Origin of the sequence: Shewanella sp. 10N.286.45.A1 (assembly GCF_041470405.1) — a bacterium.
GTDB lineage: Bacteria > Pseudomonadota > Gammaproteobacteria > Enterobacterales > Shewanellaceae > Shewanella.
Map to the genome: position 1 here is coordinate 1 of NZ_JBFRMK010000078.1, position 20,784 is coordinate 20,784.

The window sequence follows — 20,784 nt, forward strand, 5'->3', positions numbered from 1 at the left end:
TCAAACTTTTAATGCAATTAGTATAATGGTATGGTTCGAGTATTCCTGTGAAATTTTGAGCCTTAATATGGTCTCAAGATCTGTTACCAAAGTTGTCACTGAAGCCGATAATCGATTGGCATGCCCTGATATTTGTGGATTGCTTAACAACAGCCACTGCACAATAGAAAGGTGCTCCGGCTGTAAACTTTTTTGTAGCTGTTGCACATGCCTCTCTGTCCCTACTAGCGCACCAGAAATAGCATCGTAATCCAAGCCATTGCTCACCTCCATTTTGAAAACATCGTCCCGTACAGAGAGAATGTTATGGCTCAACTCGGTATAAGCATGCTGATATTGCTGCACGATATAAACTTTAGCGATCAACATTGAAACCACCAATACTGTTAGTGTCGCCAACAGAACTAAACAGTTAGTACTGGTTTTATAACTTAAAGCGTTCATCGATTTAATTCCTTAAGAACCGGAGGTTTCGGCGCGGTAAGAGAATCTAAGAACGCCACAAGCTCTATTAGCGTTGTAGCTTCGAGATCTTTACCAAGCTGCACTTTAGCCATCACCAAAACGGCTTCTTCTAAACTCTGAGCACGGCCATCATGAAAATAGGGAGCGGTTATCGCAACGTTGCGTAAACTCGGGACTCGATATACATATTTATCATTAAGGCCAAGATCTGCATTCAGCGCCGCCACCGACTCTACGCTGCCAAACTTCTGAAACAGATTGCCACCGACATTACGTCCTTGGGGCAATGAATGCATCCTAACGACTGAAACTTTTGCCAACCTAAAGCTGCAGCTGAGGACATAACACTGGTATCACCCTGCAAGTATTTATCAAACGGTGCATCTGGAGTATTGAGCTGCAACATAAAAACTATTAATGCATCTTTAATCGTGTCTTCTGTAATGCCCTCATCATAATGCTCAGCAAAAGCACTCCGGTAGCTGGCTTGGTTGGACAATCGAGCCACGATATCGTCCCAATTACTGTTCATCTCTAATGGATTATGAATAGGACCGTCGATTTGCTCATACAAACTATTTGCGCGTCTATCCCAGAAAAATCGGCTATTCAACCCAATATTGAACATCGTAGGCGAGTTTCGGTTGCCCGCACCTTTAACTCCTGTTGAGACCGCAATATCTTCAGCACCATTGTCATAGATATGATGGCAAGACTCACAACTAACTTGTCCATTCGAAGATAACTGAGGATCTAAAAATAATCTTAGCCCGAGGATAATGTGAGGCTTTTTATCGGGTTCGAAAACAAAGGTGGGAACAGCAGCAATCGAGGTCTGATCAAGTATGCTGTTATCTTGTGATAATTGAGTGTGTCCTTCGTCAATTTCAACCCTTTTGACAAGGCTTGCGTGCTGTTTGGACTGTTGAAATAGATATACGCTGAAACCGAAAATAATCAATGTCGCTATCACCCAGCGATATTTGAATATCATGGCTAACCTCCCTGTGAGTTTATGCGGCAATCCTTCGCTGCATTTAGTTTTCAATTTAGTTAAAGCATTCAATAATGCGAATATTCAGTGCAATGATTAATTGACCACCTCTCCCTACATCAACAGTTTCTTTACTTGAATAGCTAAGAGGCAATGCCTAGCTAAGTGTGCTTAGATTCATAGCTTCACTGAAGCTTCACCAAGGATTACAAAGACTTCACCCTCTAGATATTTCCTTGCTAAGCGAAACTGCTAAGCTGAATAAACCACGCAAACATCAATAGAATTTAAAACAATGAAAACAGTTATATACCTTATGAAATATCTATTAATATTGCTGCTATCACTAGTAATAAACAGCCAGGTTATGGCTAATGCCTCCTCGCAAGGACTACAGCATAGCGCCATTGTTAGTGCTCACGAGTACACGCACCAATCAAGTGTTTTAAAACAGGAAAGGCGCTTTATGGTGTCACTTCCTGAGCGTTACTATGCCAGCGATAGGCATTTCCCGACTCTGTATATTATTGATGCAGACTTTCAGTTTCAGCATGTTTCGGCGCTGGTAAAACACCTTGCACGCATGGGGAAACTACCGCCGATGATAGTGGTAGGTGTCGCGAATCAAGGCGATGATGACTACCTATACACTACGACTTGGGCGACAGAAGATAAAGCCTTTGGCGGTGCGGCAGAGTTTCATCGTTACCTCACTAACGAGCTAGTGCCGCTGATAGATAAAGAGTTCAAAAGCAACAGCCAGAAAGCACTCGCCGGATACTCACTTGGAGGCTTGTTTACGCTTTACAGTATGATGCAGCAAGATAGCCCGTTTAATGCTTACCTTGCCATGAGCCCTAGCGCTTGGTTTGATGACTACAGCGTGGCGAGTAAAATTGAGTCACTGTTACAACAAAATAAACTATCTGCCCCACTGTTTTTCTCTGTTGCTCGTGAAGAAGATATGGGAGTCGATAAGATTGCTGCGGCTTTTGAAGCTTCTGCCGATAAATCACTACAATGGCAATTCAAGTCTTACCCCACAGAGAATCACTTCACCACGGCACTACCTGCGTTATACGATGGCTTACAATTCTTAGCGCCAAACTACGCCACTGATGGCACCGATATGCTAGAAATTGGTGACTACAAGGCTGTAATCGAACACTTTCAGGCATTACAAAAACAGTGGGCAGGTTTTCAGTTTGAATGGTTACAAGCTTATCAATTTGCCAAATACATATTTTGGTCAAAGCAGGTCGATAAAGTCGACGACATACTCAAAGCGATCAACACCAGCTTTCCAGAGTCTTTGACTATAGTCAGCATTGAAGTTGCAAAAGGGCTACTCAAAAAAGGCGATAACCAACATGCTAAAACCGTCTTGCAAAACGTCAGTAAAGAAGGTGAGCTCAACCCTAATTGGCATAGACAGTTCAGCGTCTACTACCAAGCTGAGGGTGATGAAAAGCAAGCGGCACAGCACTATAAAAAAGCGCTGGCATTAGCAGATAAATATCAATTCGAAAGCTGGGAAGTTTGGGAGCTAAAATAACGCTTCAGCGGCACGCCAAATGCCATAAAAAAGCGGAGCAGTCCTGCTCCGCGTACTAAATTGAATCGCCATAGCAAAAGTTTATGATTAAGTCGGTTAGGCACCTAGGTTGTAGCAAAAGCAAACCCGCACTTTTATAGCAACCTCTTAGTCAATAGACTCAAACACTCATGGCGAGCAACCGTAACCATAAAAGCTAAATAGATTATTCAGGCAGACTAATGCTGAATAACGACTTTAGCCCCCTTAAGCAGCCCTGCCCAAGAAAAACTGTAGCGCCCTAACCACTGAGGATATAGGGCGCTTACGCTGTGTTTGCTATTCTTTACTAGCACGAGCTTGGTATAACCAGCGATACAGGGTGGGCAGCACCAGTAACGTCAGTGCTGTTGAACTAAACAAACCGCCAATGATCACCACCGCCAAAGGCTGTTGAATTTCACTGCCCACCCCTGATGAAATAAGAATAGGTATCAACCCTAATGCAGAGGTTAACGCCGTCATTAACACGGGACGCAAGCGCCCAACCGTCCCCTCATAAACGGCATCATACAGCGCTGTATTTGACTCGCTTTTTACGCTAGCCCGGCGTTGGTTTATTGAATCCACCAGCACCACACCATTGAGTACAGCAACTCCAAACAGGGTGATAAAACCAATCGAACTTGGCACCGAAAGGTAAGTTCCACTGACATATAAGGCAACGACACCGCCAATGAGTGCTAACGGCACGTTAGCCATAATCAATGCGACCTGTTTTATCGAACCAAACGAGAAATACAGCAGCAGTGCAATAAGTGCGATAGAAATAGGCACCACGAGCATAAGCTTTTGTTGCGCCCGTTGCTGGTTCTCATATTGACCGCCAACCACCACAGTGTAACCCGGCGGTAATTGTGCTTGAGGAACCACGGCATAGATATCGTTAACCACCGATCCCATATCACGACCTGCAACATTAGCCTGTACCACCACTCGGCGCTGAACATCATCTCGGCGAATATTCGGCGGTGCCATCTCGATAACCACGTCCGCCACCTCACCTAAGCGCACTGTCGCGCCATTGGCACCAGTCAATAGCAAGTCACGCAATGCATCAGGTGCACTGCGATACTTTTCGGCCAAACGTACATTGATATCGTAACGCGCGTTACCATCAATCACTTGCCCAGCACTTACGCCTCCAACGCCTTGGCTAACCAAGCTCATTACAGTATCGACGCTGATCCCATAACGCGCTAATAGCTCTCTCTTGGGGCGAACGACCAACTGAGCTTCGCCGCTCACCTGCTCCAATGAAACATCCACCGCACCTGGAATTTGAGCGACTAAGTCGGTTAACACTTGGCCACGCTCAGACAATACATCTAAATCTGCTCCAAATATTTTAATGGCTAGCTGAGCTTTTACCCCAGACAGTAACTCATCAACTCGAGTCGCAATCGGTTGGGAGAAGGTAAACAGCAGACCAGGATAGATACTCAGTCTCTGCTCCATTTTTCGCTGCAGCTCTAGACGAGTTTCAGCATGCTGCCACTCATCTATTGGCTTAAGACCAATATAGATCTCAATATTGCTCACAGGCTCAGGATCGCCGCCTAGTTCAGGCGCACCAATACGGCTAAGTGCATAGTCGACTTCAGGGAACTCAAGCAACATTGACTCAAGCTTAGGGGCAACATCTAAAGAGGTACCTAAACTCGCAGTTGGTGCTAAAGTGACCCGCAGGTTAATCGTCCCTTCTTCTAGCTCCGGTACGAATTCGGTGCCAAGCCTTGGCAGTAAGGCCATACTCATGGCAAACATCACTGCAGCAGTCAGCATCACCACTTTCGGTCTTGCCATGGTGGCTGTCAGCAATTTGCGATAGCCCGCTTCAATCGGCTTAAGCACCGCACTTTCTCTAAGCGTTACCCCGCGTTTAAACAGGTAGACCGCTAGCGCAGGCACCGCAATAAGTGCCACTAACAACGCAGAGATCATCGCCAATATGATACTCACTGCCATCGGCTGAAACAGCTTGCCTTCAACCCCCTCCAAGGCAAAAAGTGGCGCAAATACCACGATGATAATCGCAGTAGCAAAGAAGATAGGGCTACATACCTCTTTCGCCGCCAACACGACTCGCATCGCTATCCCGCTGCGCTCTGCGGCGTCTGCACCATCTTCATCGGCATGATGTGGGTCTATCTCACCTGAAGCACGGGTTTGAGCCTCAGCTAGGTGGCGTCTATCAGGCTGAGTAAGGTGCTTGAAAATATTTTCAACCATCACTACCGAGCCATCCACTAGCATACCTATTGCCACCGCCAAGCCGCCAAGTGACATCAAGTTTGCTGACATACCAAAGTAAGACATCACCATTAACGCCAGACCAATCGATACCGGAATCGATAGTAGAACCAACATGGTAGCGCGGATATTGACCAAAAATAACGCTAAGATCACCACTATAAATACAAATGCCATCAATAAGGCATCGCGCACCGTCTCTACTGCTTTATCAACCAGATCCGCTTGATCATAAAACACCTCAAATGACACCCCCTCAGGTAGTGCTTGTTCAATTAATGCAGTGCGAGCACTGATATCATCAATGGTGGCTTTAGTATTAGCACCCATGCGTTTAAGCACCACACCAGCCACAACCTCACCTAACACTTGCTTATTACCAGCATCGTCGCGGCGGGTCATGGTAACGGCACCGACACGGATCTCACTGCCGTACTCGACGGCCGCAATATCACTCACCCTGATTGGTGTGCCACCAACTTCAGTAAGTGGGATCTGAGTGATCGCCTTTAAACCTGCATCACCCGCTGGCAATAAACCGTAGCCACGAACCACAAGTTGCTCTTGGCCTTGGTCCATAAACCAACCACCTGCGTTACGGTTGTGACTCTCTAACGCATTAGTGACTTGCTCCATTGATAAACCATAACTGCGCATCTTATTTGGGTCGATCTGCACTTGGTACTGACGCACTTCACCACCAAACGACAGCACCTCGGTCACGCCGCCAACAGGCATCATGATGAGCTTAACCAGATAATCATTGAGGCTTCTTAGCTCAGAAGCATCAACGCCATAGCCCGGCTCTGCCCGCAAAATATACTGATAGATCTGCCCTAAACCAGAAGTGTTTGGGCCAATTTCAGGTACGCCTACCCCGTCTGGGATCATCTCTCTTGCAGCTTGTAACTGCTCAAACACCTGTTGGCGAGCAAAATAGATATCCGTGCCCTCAGCGAATACCACAGTCACAATCGACAAACCAGTACGCGAGAGTGAACGCACTTCAGTCACCGATGGCAGTGCGTACATGGCTGATTCAACAGGGTAACTAATGAGTTTCTCAACCTCTTCAGCCGCAAGTCCTTCAGCGGCAGTATTGATTGTGACTTGCACATTCGTCACATCAGGGAACGCATCAAGGTTAAGTTTTGGCAACATTGCTGCACTGGCGACTACAGCTCCAATTAGCGCGAGCACCACCATCAGACGATTGCGGATCGCAACGTCAATTAATTTCTGTAACATAGCGATTGCCTCCTAGTGGTTGTGAATATCGAAGCCAGATTTGGCTTGCTCAGACGCTAGAAAGAACGCGCCTGAAACCACCACTTTAGTGCCAACGGCCAAACCGCGAACCAAATTCATACCACGTTGACGCTCAACCACTTCAACCTCTTGGGCTTCAAAACCATCTTCATCTTCAATAAACACCTGCCAGTCACCATCGCCACCACGCGTGAGGGCAGCATCAGGCAGAATCACTCCACCTTGCAGGGCATCAGGTAAGTACAACTCAGCAAACTGGCCTGCGTGCAGTACATGACCTGCATTTTCGAAGCTAACCAGAATCTGCTCGGTACGGGTAACACTGTCGAGCTCATGGGAACGGCCAATAATCTTAGCTTCTAAACTCTTATTACCGACCTTAACAATCGCCTTACTACCAATACTGACTTTCTCCGCTTGAGTAGGCGTTAACTCTGCTTGTACCCAAAGATGTGATTCATCGGTGAGTTGCATCAGTGCAGTACCAGCAGCAATAACTTGTCCCAGCATGGCCAAGTCTTGTTGAACCCGGCCGGTAATTGGCGAGAGTAATTGGTAACTACCGATATTCTCAGGGTTTGAAGCCAACGCTTTAATTTGCTTGGGGGTCATCTTCATCGCTTCTAGAGTGGCGCGCTTAAGCTCTGCATCAACTTGTGCTTGCAGTCGGCGGCTAGCACTCACAGCGCTTTTGCTCATACGCTGGACTCGGCTCCACTCAGCCTCTGCATTAATATAATCAGCCTGGGCTTGAGCAACTGCAACGCCACCAAGAGTCAGCAGCACATCGCCTTGCTTTACTTCCTGACCCGGCACCACATTGCGCTTTTGTACTCGCACATCAACTTGTGGAGCTATCGTAATGGTGCGGTCACGATCAACAACTAGAGTTGCCGTCGCGACGGCTTCTAAACTAAAGTTCTGTTCGGTTAAATTCACCACTTTTATCGCTGCTAGCTCGCGCTGCTCCGCCGTCAACGTTAGTGCGTCAAGTCCGTGCTCCTCTGCAGTTTCTGCAACAGCGCTATGACCATGACCGTCATCCTCTATCACCTCTGATTTAGCTGGCAGCTCCTGCGTATGATCATGGCCTTCACTCGCGTTAGCGACTATAGGCATCACTAATGCACTGCTAAATGCCATGATCAAACCAAAACTCATGGCTCGAGTGATTGCGTTAAATCCGAAGACCGCTTTTTGAGTATCTTTATTCGTTGAGGTATTCATATATGCTGCCGAATTGATGCTATTCATTTTGATGATGTCTGTTTTAATATTTATCATTATCTAACCCTTACTTAGTTTGAGAGCGCGCGGCTTGTGCAAGTTGGTTATTAAGGTAAGACTCAAGCTGACCACTTGCTCCCATCCAAGTTAACCAGCTCTCATACAGAGCGGATTCCAACGAAAGCCCTGCAAGATAGCTACTGCTCATCTGCCTTTGACTTTGCAGGTAATCACTGGTGTTGATGTCACCTGTTTTCCATTGCAGAGCTAAGCTCTTAGCGGCCTCACCAGCAGAAGTAAGCACTAACTCACGCCAATCCTGATAGCGCTGCTTCAGCCTAGGTAAGCTCAGGCTAAACTGCTTTTGCTGCTGTAATAACACCCGCTCTCTGGCGAGGTAAGTTTGCTCTGCGATTGCAATATCTTCATTGGCCACAGCGATAACTTCGCTGTAGTTGTTTCTAAATTGCAATGGAATGGAAATGCCAACACCGACTTTGTTGTCTTCACCTTCTCGCTCAGCACTTAAACTAATCGTTGGGTCGGCGGCATTATCAGCTTTGGCTTGTTTGGCAGCGACTTTCGCAATCAACACCTGCTGATAGGCACTTTTAAGCGCGGGTAGTTCAGGGGAAACCTCAGGCTGACTAGCTTGGGCGCTAAGCGCATTCAGAAAGTCTGAAAATGGCAGCTCAATATCGCCAAACAAGCCAAGTACGGCACCATCGGCGGCAATTGATGCTTGCTCTGCAATAGCATAATCAGCAGCATTATTGGCGAGTTCAAGTTGCATTAACTGCAGCTCAACAGTGGATATATCACCGACCTCCATCCGTTGACGTGCTATATCCAATTGCGCTTTAGCGCGCTCAAATTGTTGCTGTTGAAACTGCAACGCCTTTTTAGCTTGAGCTTGGCTGGCCAATGCTTGTAGACGCTCGGCCAACATTTGACTGCGCTCTAGCGTCATATCAGACAGTAGTATTTCACTTTGAAGCTGTGCCATACGTGTGGCAGCGCCACGCTTATCGCCCCAATCTATGGTTTGACTGATGTCGAGGGTATAAGTGTCGTCCGACTCTTCAGAGTCATTGGCTTGATAGTTCACACCCAATTCAGGGTTATAAACAGCTTTGTCAGCCGCCTGAATATTTAATTCAGCTTGCTGACGACGTGCGCTTTGCGCTTGGATTTCTGGAAGCGTGTTAAAACGCAGCATCACTTCTGGCAACCAGTCATTAAACTGTGCAACGCCAGTATTGGATGGGTTTAACCTTACTGAAGGTACTGCTGCCATTATGTCTGTTTCTGCTGCAATTACCTGTGAAGTAATAGCATTACTGGCCAAGTAGCCGAGCAAAACAGTGGCGATCATGGTTTTTTTCATCGCGGATCCTATCTATCCGGCAACACGTTTCCACTAACGCCCTACTAAGTATGCATAAAGAACACAAACTCATCGGTACGTTAATCAAAACCGTGTTTCGGCCGAATGTCATACAGATTGCCTAAGACACTGTGGTCTTTGACAGCCTGTATCAATCTTTATAGAGCAGTATGGATAAGCACTTACTGTTAGCTGCACAGCAGTCGCTGCAACAACTCACTTGCGACTTATTCATACTCATTAGAAACTAAAGATTCAGCAAAGATCTCATACAACAGTGCAGCAGCTAAACATCATCAAGATGTAAGCTCAACAGAGGCTGTAAAGATACTGATGCTGTTAGGGTTAAGCGATTGGGGGGCGGTAATCTTGCAGTTGAACTGGAGGAAGATATTGTTTGTCGACACTAACAACTAGATCACCAACAGGCACAGATGGTGTTATTGATTCAATAGCCATAGCGGTAACATGACCACCATGACAGGGACAATCTAGACACAGATCGAAATTCTGCGACTCAGTTTTAGCAATGGTATGTGCATGTTTTATCGGGTCAGCTTGTTCGCTCTGTTGCAGTTCCAGCGGGCAAGTACAGTCACCGATGCACTGAGCAAAGGTGGTGACATCAGCAGTAAACTGGATATGTGGATGTGATTCACTCTCCTCCTCGTGATCTCCTAAATGCAATTGGTGCGCGCCAAGATTGCCGCCTGAAAACTGCAGGAGCACAATAGCGATAAGCACTGTTGCCATCTTTAGAAGATTTTGGGGAGCAAATAAACGCAAGTTTCACCCTACAGAATTAAAACTAAAACATATGGTTGTAGCCAATATGACTCGCATAATATCTGAAAGTTCACTTGGCGCAATGTTTAAATTGCACTGAGTGAACTTGATCATAACGCTAGCCGCTAATGGCTATTTAAATACGCAATGTTTAGCGTAATCAGTCGCTTCGTTAGTACTCCAATCACCAGACGGCTTGTCACTCATCTGTTTACACCAAGCTTCACTGCCTACTTCAGGAGCGCAAGCAGTCATTCCCAACGCTAATGCTAAAGCCAAACTTACGGCTGACAATTTTGATAAAGACATCTGTTAATCCTTTTTATAGATGGGGTAAAGCACCCACTTTGCCGCTAGTATACCCAAAATTAACGAGTTAGGTACGTCCCGCAATCCAGTCAATGGCATCTTGTTTTTGCTCTAACGGAAACCAAGCGACTTCGCCTTGCATAAATGGCCCAAGCAACTTAACGGCATTGCCAAACCAATCGGGTCCACCAACAAGCACTAAGGCTTCAAAATTAGGTAGTTGCACCTCACCGCTGCCCGCTAACGACTGATGCTCCCAACCTTCGAGCAACACATCTGCCTCTACATATAGACACACCTTACCGGTGTTATCTTGGTATTTTTCAATCATCGGCTGCAGAATTTGACCATAATCTTCAGTCGACAAACGACCACTGGCAAATAAACTAATGACGCCTTTAGTGATATCTGGAATTTTACACAGCATATATACCCTAACTCCTAGACCCTAGCTACTAGACTCTTATATAGAAAGTCGAATCGATAATTGCTTGATGATAGCAAATCAATGTTGAAGGAAAAGCGGCTTAAGCCCTTATTTTAGCTTAAAGTCTGTTAACATTGACCTTCATCAAGCTTAGCAGTATCGGCTTTGTCTTGAAATGAACCTTATACAGTGGGCATTATTCATTGGCATTAATAAAAATATCCAACTCAGTTTCGATTCAAGATAGCGAGCTGGAATGGCAATTTATCCGTTCAAGTGGCGCAGGAGGCCAGCACCTTAATAAAGTGTCGACTGCTGCCCAGCTTATCTTTGATATAAAAAACTCCTCTTTGCCTGAGTTTTACCAAGCACGTCTGCTCGCCAAAGCTGATCATCGCATCACTAAGAGCGGCAAAATCATCATTAAATGCCAACAAAGTCGCAGCCAAGATTTTAATCGTCAAACTGCACTTGAGCAGTTTATCGCCTTGGTCGCCAGTGTATCGGCAGTGCAAAAGAAACGTATCGCCACCAAACCCACTAAAGGCAGTCAACGACGTAGAGTCGATGCAAAAAAACAGAAAGGGGCAACCAAAGCCCTAAGACAGAACAAAAGCGGTTATTAATTAACTATCAAATTCTGAGTTCGACAACAGGGTGATTTTTTGTTGAAATTAGTTCATCTTAAACGATTTATCCAAGGGAATTTTTCATGAGCAACCAAGCAAAAGTATTACTCGTTAATGGTCCTAATTTGAACCTGCTAGGTCGCCGAGAGCCTGGCCACTATGGCCATCACACCCTTGAGCAAATTGTTAATGACTTAAAGCAGCAAGCTGCAGATGCTAATCTACAACTCGAGCATATCCAATCAAATGCCGAGCACCTATTGATTGAGGCGATTCACAACACTGATGCCGACTTTGTCATTATTAACCCAGCGGCATTCACCCATACCAGCGTGGCACTGCGTGACGCATTGTTAGGCGTTGCAATTCCGTTTATTGAAGTGCACTTATCTAATGTCCATAGCCGTGAGCCTTTTCGTCACCATTCCTACTTTTCAGACAAAGCCGTTGGTGTTATTTGCGGTCTAGGTGCTCAGGGGTATCAATTTGCGCTGCAATCAGTGATCGCCCAACTGAACGCTACAAAACAGAAATAAGGTCAGCCAGTTAATATGGATATTCGTAAAATAAAGAAGTTGATAGAGCTGGTTCAAGAATCGGATATTGCTGAACTAGAGATCAAGGAGGGCGAAGAGTCTGTACGTATTTGTCGCCACAGCCCTGTGCCTATGCAAGCCGGAGCGCAAACTTATTTAGCACCTGCTAGCAGTGTTGCAGCCGCCATTGCAACTCCAAGCATGAACAATTACAGCAGCACTAGCGATGAAGCCGATACCCATAAACTATTATCGCCAATGGTAGGCACCGCTTACCTCACTGATAGAAGTACAGGTAAACCGCTATGTACAATAGGCCAGCAAGTACAGCAAGGTGACATAGTGTGTGTCATTGAAGCCATGACGATGATGAATAACATCAGTGCTGACAAAAGTGGCATCATTAGCGCACTATTAATTGAGGATGGCGAACAGATTGATTTCGAGCAAGCAATCTTAGTCATCGAGTAAACTTGTTTTAAGAGGTTAAACCGTAATGATTCTAATCACTGGTGCAAGTTCTGGTTTAGGTGCCGCATTAGCAAAAATCTACAGCCAAGAGATGCCTGTTTGCATCAGCGGTCGTAATCCGCAACGCCTAAAGGCAGTTGCAACATCAGTTGAAAGCGAAATAGATACGTACGCCTGCGATTTAACTGATGAGCAATCAGTAGTGTCCCTGTTTGACTCACTAGCCCACCCCCCTTCGACCATTATTCATTGTGCAGGTAGTGGCTACTTCGGTCCGATTGAACAGCAGTCTGCCGTCGCTATTAAAGATCTTCTCAACAACAATATCACCTCGGCAATTATGCTGCTGAGGGAGGCAGTAAAACGCTATAAACATGAGCCTGTCACTGTGGTCATGGTGATGTCGACTGCTGCACAAATCGCCAAAGCGCATGAGTCGACATATTGCGCCGCCAAATGGGCTGTTCGCGGTTTTGTTGAGTCGGTAAGGCTTGAGCTAAAAGGGCTACCGATGAAAATTATCGCGGTATACCCTGGCGGTATGGCGACCTCTTTTTGGGAAACCAGCGGCAAAAGCCTCAATACCGATAGCTTTATGAGTGCTGATGAGGCTGCAATAATGCTCAAGCAAGCGCTAATAGCGACCGAGCATGGTTATGTTTCTGACATCACCATTAATCGAGGCTAATAATACCAAAAGCAATATTAAACAGAGCAAATAAAAGCTGAACGGTTTTCTATAATCAAACTATGTTGCTATTCATTTAGGAGCTTTATGCGAAACCCCCTTATATTTTCTCTTTTTACTGCCCTGTGCTTGTTTATCGGCTACCACGCTTACTTTTTTATTATGCCTAGTGTCAAAATCAATAATGAGTCAGGACAACTTCTAACGCGTGTCGAAGTTAGCCTTCCTAATAACAATCTTGTATTCGACAGTATTGAACCATCACAAAGCATGCGAATTCACCACAGCACAGAACAAGCTGACGGTGAATATAGCTACCGAGTAAGGTTATCTTCTGAACAACAAATTAATGGTCGTTGTGGCTACGTCACTCACGACCAATATATGAAAGTCTTAACGCTCACCATTAATAGAGAACATCAAGTAAGCTGCATAGAGTAACTATGGGGTTAAGCGTCGAGTACCGCTTCTTGCATTAAGCTTTCTATCTGCTTAAAGCTTGTTTGCGCATTTTTATAATCCAATTCAATTAATATCAGATCGCCATTTAACGCCATCACTAACGAGGGAAAACCTTGGATAGGTAAACGACGCGTTTGATTAATCTCTTGCTGCAAACATTGTTGAGTATTCTCACTGTTTAACGCGCAGGCAAAGGCAGAACTATCCATACCAAGTTCAGTTGCAATATTGATTAGTGTGTCATCATCTGATGGGTTCTTAGCCTCCAAATAATACGCCTGTTGCACTGCTTGATAAAACTGCTGTTCCAAGCCTTTATCTCGTGCCAACAATACACCGCGACAAGCAGGATAAGTAGCACGTCTTGGTTGGCACTTTGCCCAAAAATCAAAATTAAACTCTGTGCCCAATTGCTGTGAAACCTGTTGCCATGTCTGTTGTAAAAACTCTTCCATCTCTTCGGGCATAGGTTCATCTGTATCAGCTGCAAGCCCGCCCAATCGATATTCTATAGAAAGCTGCGGGAACTGCTGTTTAAGCTGCTCCTCCAAGAATGTCCATGTAGGCTTATAACCCCAACACCAGCTGCACATAGGATCATAAACATAAAATAGCGTTGCAAGATTCATATCGTCGACATTACCCAGAGTAAATTGATCATTAATCAATATTGAAAGTTGAGGGACTTGCATGGATATAAGCCACAGTATTGATGGATTCACCCTCATACTGCCGAAACATCATCAAATGACTGTCCCTTCGTATAAAAACCACCTCAGATTACCTTGTTCACTAATAATGTCCAATCAAACAGTGTTTTATACTGTATCGAAATATTCACGTTCTCTAACATTGACTAAAAAAAGCTACAAGTCAGAAGGTTTAAGATGATAGCCCTGCTGGTAACATTTCATCCCTAAAGTCATCATCCAATGCATTCTCTTCAGAGTGAGTCTCTATCACAGCGATCTCAGTGTTTAAGCGCTAGAGTAAACCGAAAAATATCCAGCGCAGCATGTTAAAGGCTTCAGTAATAGCGGCCATTAGATGAGCAGGTAATCAGGTAACAATGCAACATTCTGCATGGAACCCCACCTCACGAAGGGATGAACCAGAGCAAAAAACCAGCCGAGAACACATAAAGGAGTAAAAGCTCTAAATTTATTTAAGAACACAAAACTATAAACCAACAAAGTATATAAAATAAAAATAATTTAAATTTAAACTTATATAAAACCATCAACTCAAATAAAAACAAAAAGAACGAATACAAATAAATCCATTAGAGAGAAGCATTTTTAAATATACACTCACAATAAACAGGATTATAATCCAAACAAAAAATCAACACCAAACAACCAAACAAAAAAAGCGGTAATACAGCATTAACAAACAACTAAACACTGAGTAACAACTTTATTTTAATCCGTACAAAAATAAAGTTTAAGATTAAAAAATCTTAAAACTTAACCACCCAAGAATCATTTAAAACACCAGCATCCTCTAAGGTCTAAATATGAAATTAAGCTCATTCAAGATAAAGCATAGAATAATACTACTTACCTTAGTTGCTATTTTTTCTTTTGTTTTCTCGCTAGTCATTAACAATCAAAGTGTACAAGAAAACGCAGAAAGACTTAACCACCTGAATAACAAGCTTTTCCCAGCATTGCAGCTTGCCACAATTAATGAAGGCTTAGTCATTCAACTTGAGCAGACGATTCAATCAGCGGTCACTACAGGAGAAGAAGAATCACTTGTTACTGTTGAGAAAATGGTAGAAAAAATAACCTCCAACTTAAATAAAATAAGCCAGGACTTGCCAGAAGAAACAACTCATGCAAGAGACATGGAAAAGAACCTTAAAATTTACCATGAAAATGCAAAGTTATTAGTTCATGAATTTTTAAAAGATGACTTGGACCTAAACTTGATCAAGAATCAAGCGGCTAGAAATGCAACTCGTTATCAAGAAGTGTTACAACAGTTCCAATCTAAAAACACTAAGCTTACCCAGCAATTTACAGAATCAATCGAAAATACACTAGAAAATTCAAATATCGCATCAACGGTGATGGTTACAACTGGATTAATAGCCTCACTATTTCTATTTATCGTAGGTTACTTTGTAAACAACTCAATTATTATTACTCTTAATAATGTAACAAAATCGCTGCGAGATATTTCTGAAGGTGACGGTGATCTGCGCGCCAGAATAGAATATGACGGTAATGATGAAATAGCGGAACTAGTACATTGGTTTAATCAGTTTGTTTCAAAACTACAGTCGTCTATCGCAAATACCAAGTCCACCACAGAAAACTTAGGTCAAGTATCAAATACACTGCTAAGCAGTTGTAAAAACAGTGAACTAATTGTCACCCAGCAAGCTCGTTCTGTAGGGCAAATTTCAGAAGCTATGCAAGAGATGTTCGTAACAGTTAAACACGTTGCAGAGTATGCCAGTAATGCTTCTTTAGAAGCTGAAACCGCTAACAGTGAGGCCCAACGTGGCCAAATAGTTGTTTCCAATGCCATCGACACCATCAATCGCCTCTCAGAGGAGGTCAAAACAACTGCCGTTGTTGTGAATCAGCTCGATGCATTTACTAATAATGTCAATGACATTCTAGATACGATCCGCGGTATTGCTGAACAAACGAATCTACTTGCTCTAAATGCAGCGATTGAAGCAGCTCGAGCTGGTGAGCAAGGTCGTGGCTTCGCAGTCGTCGCCGATGAAGTGCGAACACTGGCTTCAAGAACACAGACCTCCACAGAAGAGATCCAGCAAGTTCTGCAAGAGCTCCGCTCAACTTCAACCCAAGCCGTAGATGCCATGCAACGCGGCATTGAAACTGCTGATGAAGGGGTGAGAAATACCTCACTGGCCGGAGATGCACTGATCAGTATTACCGATAAAGTCAGCGCTATCGTGGTCGTCAATGAACAAATTGCTACCGCGACTGAAGAGCAACACAACACTTCACTGCTCATTCAACAATACGTTGCTGAAATTGAAACTAACTCAGAAAAAGTCAAGTTCACATCAGATGAACTCGGTGAGATCAGTTATGACATTGAAAAGGTCAGTAATCAGCTAGGTGCGATCACTGAACAATTCAAAGTCTAGCTATTAATAACAAAAAACAATCGTTATAGGGATAAACAATGAACAAGAGTAGTACCGTTAATTTTTCTCTCAAGGCGCTACCACTAGCAATTGCTATGGCTTTGCCTTCTTATGCATTTGCAGCAGACACGACTAGTGATCAGAAAATAGCTCAACTTGAGCAACAGGTAAAAGCATTACAAAAGCAACAAACGGCAAGTATCTCTGAGCGCTTTAAGTTCAATGGCTTTATGAGCATGGCCTACGTTACTGCTGATAATAATTCAGGCTACTTAGATACTAGTACTTCGGCTAACTTCACTGATGAAAGTAAGCTTGGGTTCCAAGGCTCTTTTGCTGTTACTGACAATACCCAAGCAGTAATGCAACTAATGATGAGAGGCGAAAATGATTGGGATGTAGAAGCTGAATGGGCTTATGTATCACATCGTTTTGATAGTGGCTTGCAAGCACGCGGTGGTAAGCTTCGTCTGCCACTATTTATGTACTCAGACTATTTAGATGTTGGCTATGCTCAACCTTTCGCACGTCCACCCGAAGAGGTCTATGACGCAGTACCATTCACCAGCTTTACTGGTGGTGACCTAAGCTATGACGTAGAGTTCGATGACTCGACTCTGACGATGCAAGCATTTGGTGGACAATCTTCAGATAGTGATAGTAATTTCGAGCTTGATTTTGACAATATCTTAGGTGCCAACATCAGTTGGACCGATGAAATTTGGACGTTAAGAGTCGTATACGGTCAAGCAACACTTAACGGTGCAATTTTCAATATCGTTAAGATCCCAGTTAACGATCCGGTTACTGGTCTACCAATTGAAATTGACGCTAAAGTTCCTTTATTAAAGCTCAACGATGATAAAGCAACCTTTACCGGAGTCGGAGCGAGCTACGACAATGGTAAGTTGCTTGCCGTGGCTGAGTGGACACGCGTCGAAGTTGAAGGGCAATACACAGACTCTGATGCTGGTTATATCACCGTAGGCTACCGTTTAGGCGCATTTACCCCTTACGCAACTGCTGCTTACTACGAATCTCAAGATGATGACCAAAGACAAGTTGTCGATCAAGAGAGCGCAATGATGGCTGCATTGTTTAATGGTCAGCGAACATCATACAGTGGTGGCGTTCGTTGGGACGCACTAGACAATATGGCAGTTAAATTCGATATCACTTATGCTCATGACTTTGGTGATACCTCTGGCGGCTTCGATAGCAACCTGATGCAAGAATATGACGATGTATTGGTGTATACCATTAAATTCGACGTTGTATTTTAAGGAGAATACTAATGAAAAAATTATTTTCAATCGCTATTCTTAGCTTATCCAGCATCGTTTCAGCGCAAGCCGCTGTAGTCATTATTGGCGCACCGAGTGCTGCTGATATCTCAGCCTCCGATGCTAAAAAGATATTCTTAGGCAAAGGCTCTTCAGCGCTTGTTCCTTTCGAGCTCGACGAGAACAACCCCGTTCGTACAGAATTTCATAGCAAAGTCACTAATAAGTCAGATGCACAGCTGAAAGCTTACTGGTCAAAACAGGTCTTTACCGGTAAGGGAAACCCACCAGCGAAAGTGAGCAGTGCTGCGGCGATGAAATCAACTGTAGCATCAACACCAAACGCCATTGGTTATATTGATGAAGCCGATGTAGATAGCACGGTTAAAGTGATCTTAAAGCCTTAAAAATAAGGTAAGCCGTTTTTACCTCTCTTAAAACCGAGTAGCAAGCCTGCTCGGTTTTTATTAACTGCTAGAAATATTCCGGCTCCTTAACCTTGTAACAATAACGCATATAACTTTTATACTGATGCATCTCAAAATTAAAATGCGTATCATGTTTTGCTTCTAATGTTCCCACTAAGCAAAGCCAACCATGTCTAAACTCAAACCTGATGTCAGCATTATTCGTAGCGGGATCTTTACCAAGTGGGATGAAGATAGCGATGAACTGCCAAAATTAACTAAAGCTACAGTACATGTTCCAGCCGAAATCGATATTGAATTTGGTTTTGTCGCTCAAATCAAAAAGGCTAAGAACCAAATACTGCGCTACTGTATCTACCACCCTGACATCCCTGATGAAAATGGCGATATTCGTCCACCATTTGACGGTGAAGTCTACGTCAAATCCAACGATTGGAAATTCTATATAGGTGATACCGTTTGGGCACCGGAGCATAACAAAGTCGGTAAATGGCGAATGACACTTGAGCTGAAGGGTAAGGTCATTGCAGAGAAAACCTTTAAAGTTCATATGAATGAAGAAGACGACAAAATCGGCGCATTCTGGAAACGCCGTGGGTTTTAGTCAGTATATTTTCTAACAGCAATTTGAGTCAGGTAACCTTGCCTGGGCACTGCAATAATAGCTTCGCACTTGAGGAGAGATTGAATTGAGCCCACTAGAAAAGCAACACTATTCAGCAAAAATAGTCGCGGTTTGCGACTATATAGCCCTGCACTTAGATGACAAACTGGATGTAGAGCAGCTGAGCCAAATAGCTCAATTTTCAAAGTACCACTTTCATCGACAGTTTCAGGTATACACCGGCTTAAACGTTGGAAAATATATATCGATGATGCGCCTGAAACGCGCATCATACCGATTAGTTTTTCATACTACAGAGTCGATAACGGATATCGCTTTCGATGCTAGCTTTGAAAATTCAGAATCTTTCTCCCGAGCATTTAAGAAAACCTTTAAACAAACGCCGTCTCAATTTCGACTCACCCCTAATTGGCAACAATGGAGCAGCGAGTATGACAAGGTACAGCTAACGAGGAATGACTCTGTGAAAGTAGAATTGACAACACGAACAGCCACCATGGTCGCCGTCTTTGAACACCATGGCGCGCCCAGCAACTTAAATAATTCCATCCAAAAATTTATTACTTGGCGCAAAGCTAGTCAAGAGTCTCCAATTGCTTCAAGTGAGACTATTGGCATCCCTTATAACGATCCCAATAGTGTACCAGCAGAACAATTTCACTTTGATATCTGTGGTTCAGTTGCTAAAGAGGTGCAAGCCAATGCTGATGGCGTTATTACTAAGACCATTCCAGGTGGTCGCTTCGCTAAGATCCGCCACTTAGGCTCTCATCAACAGATGGACGACAAGATCTATCAGTTCTATCGTGAATGGTTGCCTGCGAGTGGTGAAACCCTCAACGATTTCCCACTGTTCTTTCACTACATCAATTTATTCCCTGAAGTTGCAGAAAGTGAACTTATCACCGATATCTACTTCGCACTGAAACCATAACCGTTACAGTCAATAAAGTACCTGAGGCTAACAAATTCACATTCGCAAGGTTCACAGAGCGCTGACTTTAAATAATAGGAACTCTCAGGGTTCTTTCCCAGCATATTAAACTCAAAATTTAGATAGCAAAAAGCCCGATATCTTTCGATATCTGGCTTTTCTTAATCTGGCTGAGAGATAGCTGACTTTAAACAATAGGAACCCTAGGGTTCTATCCAGCATACACATACTAAAATCGCAGAAAGCAAAAAGCCCGCTACCTTTCGACATCCGGCTTTTCTTAATCTGGCGGAGAGATTGCTGACTTTAAACAATAGGGACCCTCAGGGTTCTTTCCAGCACATTAAACTCAAAATTTGAATAGCCAAAAAACCGATATCTTTCGGTATCGGGCTTTTCTTAATCTGACGGAGAGATAGCTGGCTTTAAACAATAGGAACCCTGGGGTTCTATCCAGCATACACATACTAAAATCGCAGAAAGCAAAAAGCCCGCTAAAAAATAGCGGGCTTTTCTTAATCTGGCGGAGAGATAGCTGGCTTTAAACAATAGGAACCCTAGGGTTCTATCCAGCATATTAAACTCAAAATTTAGATAGCAAAAAGCCCGATATCTTTCGATATCCAGCTTTTCTTAATCTGGCGGAGAGATAGCTGACTTTAAACAATAGGAACCCTAGGGTTCTATCCAGCATATTAAACTTAAAATTTAAATAGCAAAAAGCCCGCTAAAAAATAGCGGGCTTTTCTTAATGTGGCGGAGAGATAGCTGGCTTTAAACAATAGGAACCCTAGGGTTCTATCCAGCATACACATACTAAAATCGCAGAAAGCAAAAAGCCCGATATCTTTCGATATCGGGCTTTTCTTAATGTGGCGGAGAGA

Annotated in this window: 22 protein-coding genes; 11 read left to right on the plus strand and 11 right to left on the minus strand. The window is 43.9% G+C overall.

Annotation, left to right across the window (positions count from 1 at the left end):
- Genes AB4238_RS06950 through AB4238_RS06960 form a run of 3 tightly spaced genes read right to left on the minus strand, consistent with a single transcriptional unit; the run spans position 1 to position 1,459 of the window.
- Positions 1–444, minus strand: a complete 444-nt coding sequence (locus AB4238_RS06950; protein WP_372032449.1) for a hypothetical protein — start codon at positions 442–444, stop codon at positions 1–3.
- Positions 441–752, minus strand: a complete 312-nt coding sequence (locus AB4238_RS06955) for a hypothetical protein (RefSeq protein ID WP_372032451.1) — start codon at positions 750–752, stop codon at positions 441–443. The genes AB4238_RS06950 and AB4238_RS06955 overlap by 4 nt, the downstream gene beginning before the upstream one ends.
- A complete protein-coding gene (locus tag AB4238_RS06960) occupies positions 698–1,459 on the minus strand; it encodes a cytochrome-c peroxidase (protein ID WP_372032452.1) in 762 nt (253 codons plus the stop codon). The genes AB4238_RS06955 and AB4238_RS06960 overlap by 55 nt, the downstream gene beginning before the upstream one ends.
- A gap of 367 nt (positions 1,460–1,826) precedes the next feature.
- Between AB4238_RS06960 and AB4238_RS06965 the strand changes: the two genes are divergently transcribed.
- Entirely contained in the window at positions 1,827–3,014 is a 1,188-nt protein-coding gene (locus AB4238_RS06965; protein WP_372032454.1) for an alpha/beta hydrolase-fold protein, read from the plus strand.
- Between the two features lie 318 nt (positions 3,015–3,332).
- Here AB4238_RS06965 and AB4238_RS06970 read toward each other — a convergent pair whose 3' ends face one another.
- The 6 genes from AB4238_RS06970 to AB4238_RS06995 all read right to left on the minus strand — a co-directional run bounded on the left by AB4238_RS06970 (position 3,333) and on the right by AB4238_RS06995 (position 10,711).
- A complete protein-coding gene (locus tag AB4238_RS06970) occupies positions 3,333–6,554 on the minus strand; it encodes an efflux RND transporter permease subunit (protein WP_372032456.1) in 3,222 nt (1,073 codons plus the stop codon).
- A gap of 12 nt (positions 6,555–6,566) precedes the next feature.
- Positions 6,567–7,829 (minus strand): efflux RND transporter periplasmic adaptor subunit, encoded by a 1,263-nt coding sequence (locus AB4238_RS06975; RefSeq protein WP_372032478.1) that lies wholly within the window; start codon positions 7,827–7,829, stop codon positions 6,567–6,569.
- A 40-nt stretch (positions 7,830–7,869) separates the two neighbouring features.
- Complete coding sequence (locus AB4238_RS06980) at positions 7,870–9,189, minus strand: TolC family protein (RefSeq protein WP_372032458.1); 1,320 nt, start codon at positions 9,187–9,189, stop codon at positions 7,870–7,872.
- A 345-nt stretch (positions 9,190–9,534) separates the two neighbouring features.
- Positions 9,535–9,942, minus strand: coding sequence for a hypothetical protein (locus AB4238_RS06985; protein ID WP_372032479.1), 408 nt, complete (start codon positions 9,940–9,942; stop codon positions 9,535–9,537).
- 165 nt (positions 9,943–10,107) lie between these two features.
- Positions 10,108–10,284: a DUF3012 domain-containing protein gene (locus AB4238_RS06990; RefSeq protein ID WP_372032459.1), complete on the minus strand. Its 177-nt coding sequence runs from the start codon at positions 10,282–10,284 to the stop codon at positions 10,108–10,110.
- 67 nt (positions 10,285–10,351) lie between these two features.
- Positions 10,352–10,711 carry an STAS/SEC14 domain-containing protein gene (locus AB4238_RS06995; protein ID WP_372032460.1) on the minus strand — a complete coding sequence of 120 codons (360 nt, stop codon included), beginning with the start codon at positions 10,709–10,711 and terminating at the stop codon, positions 10,352–10,354.
- A 203-nt stretch (positions 10,712–10,914) separates the two neighbouring features.
- Here AB4238_RS06995 and arfB point away from each other — a divergent pair, with 203 nt between their 5' ends.
- The 5 genes from arfB to AB4238_RS07020 all read left to right on the plus strand — a co-directional run bounded on the left by arfB (position 10,915) and on the right by AB4238_RS07020 (position 13,476).
- The gene (gene arfB, locus AB4238_RS07000; RefSeq protein WP_371990499.1) at positions 10,915–11,337 is read left to right on the plus strand and encodes an alternative ribosome rescue aminoacyl-tRNA hydrolase ArfB; all 423 of its coding nucleotides are present in this window, start codon (positions 10,915–10,917) and stop codon (positions 11,335–11,337) included.
- Positions 11,338–11,423: 86 nt separating this feature from the next.
- A complete protein-coding gene (aroQ, locus tag AB4238_RS07005; RefSeq protein ID WP_372032462.1) occupies positions 11,424–11,876 on the plus strand; it encodes a type II 3-dehydroquinate dehydratase in 453 nt (150 codons plus the stop codon).
- A 15-nt stretch (positions 11,877–11,891) separates the two neighbouring features.
- Complete coding sequence (accB, locus tag AB4238_RS07010) at positions 11,892–12,347, plus strand: acetyl-CoA carboxylase biotin carboxyl carrier protein (protein ID WP_372032464.1); 456 nt, start codon at positions 11,892–11,894, stop codon at positions 12,345–12,347.
- Between the two features lie 25 nt (positions 12,348–12,372).
- Complete coding sequence (locus AB4238_RS07015; protein ID WP_372032465.1) at positions 12,373–13,035, plus strand: SDR family NAD(P)-dependent oxidoreductase; 663 nt, start codon at positions 12,373–12,375, stop codon at positions 13,033–13,035.
- An 87-nt stretch (positions 13,036–13,122) separates the two neighbouring features.
- A complete protein-coding gene (locus tag AB4238_RS07020) occupies positions 13,123–13,476 on the plus strand; it encodes a hypothetical protein (protein WP_372032466.1) in 354 nt (117 codons plus the stop codon).
- Positions 13,477–13,484: 8 nt separating this feature from the next.
- Here the strand turns inward: AB4238_RS07020 and AB4238_RS07025 are convergent, their stop codons facing one another.
- Positions 13,485–14,189 carry a DsbA family protein gene (locus tag AB4238_RS07025; protein ID WP_372032467.1) on the minus strand — a complete coding sequence of 235 codons (705 nt, stop codon included), beginning with the start codon at positions 14,187–14,189 and terminating at the stop codon, positions 13,485–13,487.
- A gap of 824 nt (positions 14,190–15,013) precedes the next feature.
- Between AB4238_RS07025 and AB4238_RS07030 the strand changes: the two genes are divergently transcribed.
- The 5 genes from AB4238_RS07030 (at position 15,014) to AB4238_RS07050 (ending at position 19,900) form a co-directional block, all read left to right on the plus strand.
- Entirely contained in the window at positions 15,014–16,630 is a 1,617-nt protein-coding gene (locus AB4238_RS07030; protein ID WP_372032469.1) for a methyl-accepting chemotaxis protein, read from the plus strand.
- A gap of 38 nt (positions 16,631–16,668) precedes the next feature.
- A complete protein-coding gene (locus AB4238_RS07035) occupies positions 16,669–17,913 on the plus strand; it encodes a hypothetical protein (RefSeq protein WP_372032470.1) in 1,245 nt (414 codons plus the stop codon).
- Positions 17,914–17,924: 11 nt separating this feature from the next.
- A complete protein-coding gene (locus AB4238_RS07040) occupies positions 17,925–18,320 on the plus strand; it encodes a phosphate ABC transporter substrate-binding protein (protein ID WP_372032472.1) in 396 nt (131 codons plus the stop codon).
- Between the two features lie 190 nt (positions 18,321–18,510).
- Entirely contained in the window at positions 18,511–18,945 is a 435-nt protein-coding gene (locus AB4238_RS07045) for a DUF3859 domain-containing protein (RefSeq protein ID WP_372032474.1), read from the plus strand.
- An 85-nt stretch (positions 18,946–19,030) separates the two neighbouring features.
- Positions 19,031–19,900 (plus strand): GyrI-like domain-containing protein, encoded by an 870-nt coding sequence (locus tag AB4238_RS07050; protein ID WP_372032475.1) that lies wholly within the window; start codon positions 19,031–19,033, stop codon positions 19,898–19,900.
- Positions 19,901–20,601: 701 nt separating this feature from the next.
- Here AB4238_RS07050 and AB4238_RS07055 read toward each other — a convergent pair.
- A partial coding sequence (locus AB4238_RS07055) for a hypothetical protein (RefSeq protein WP_372032476.1) occupies positions 20,602–20,784 on the minus strand: 183 nt, incomplete at its 5' end.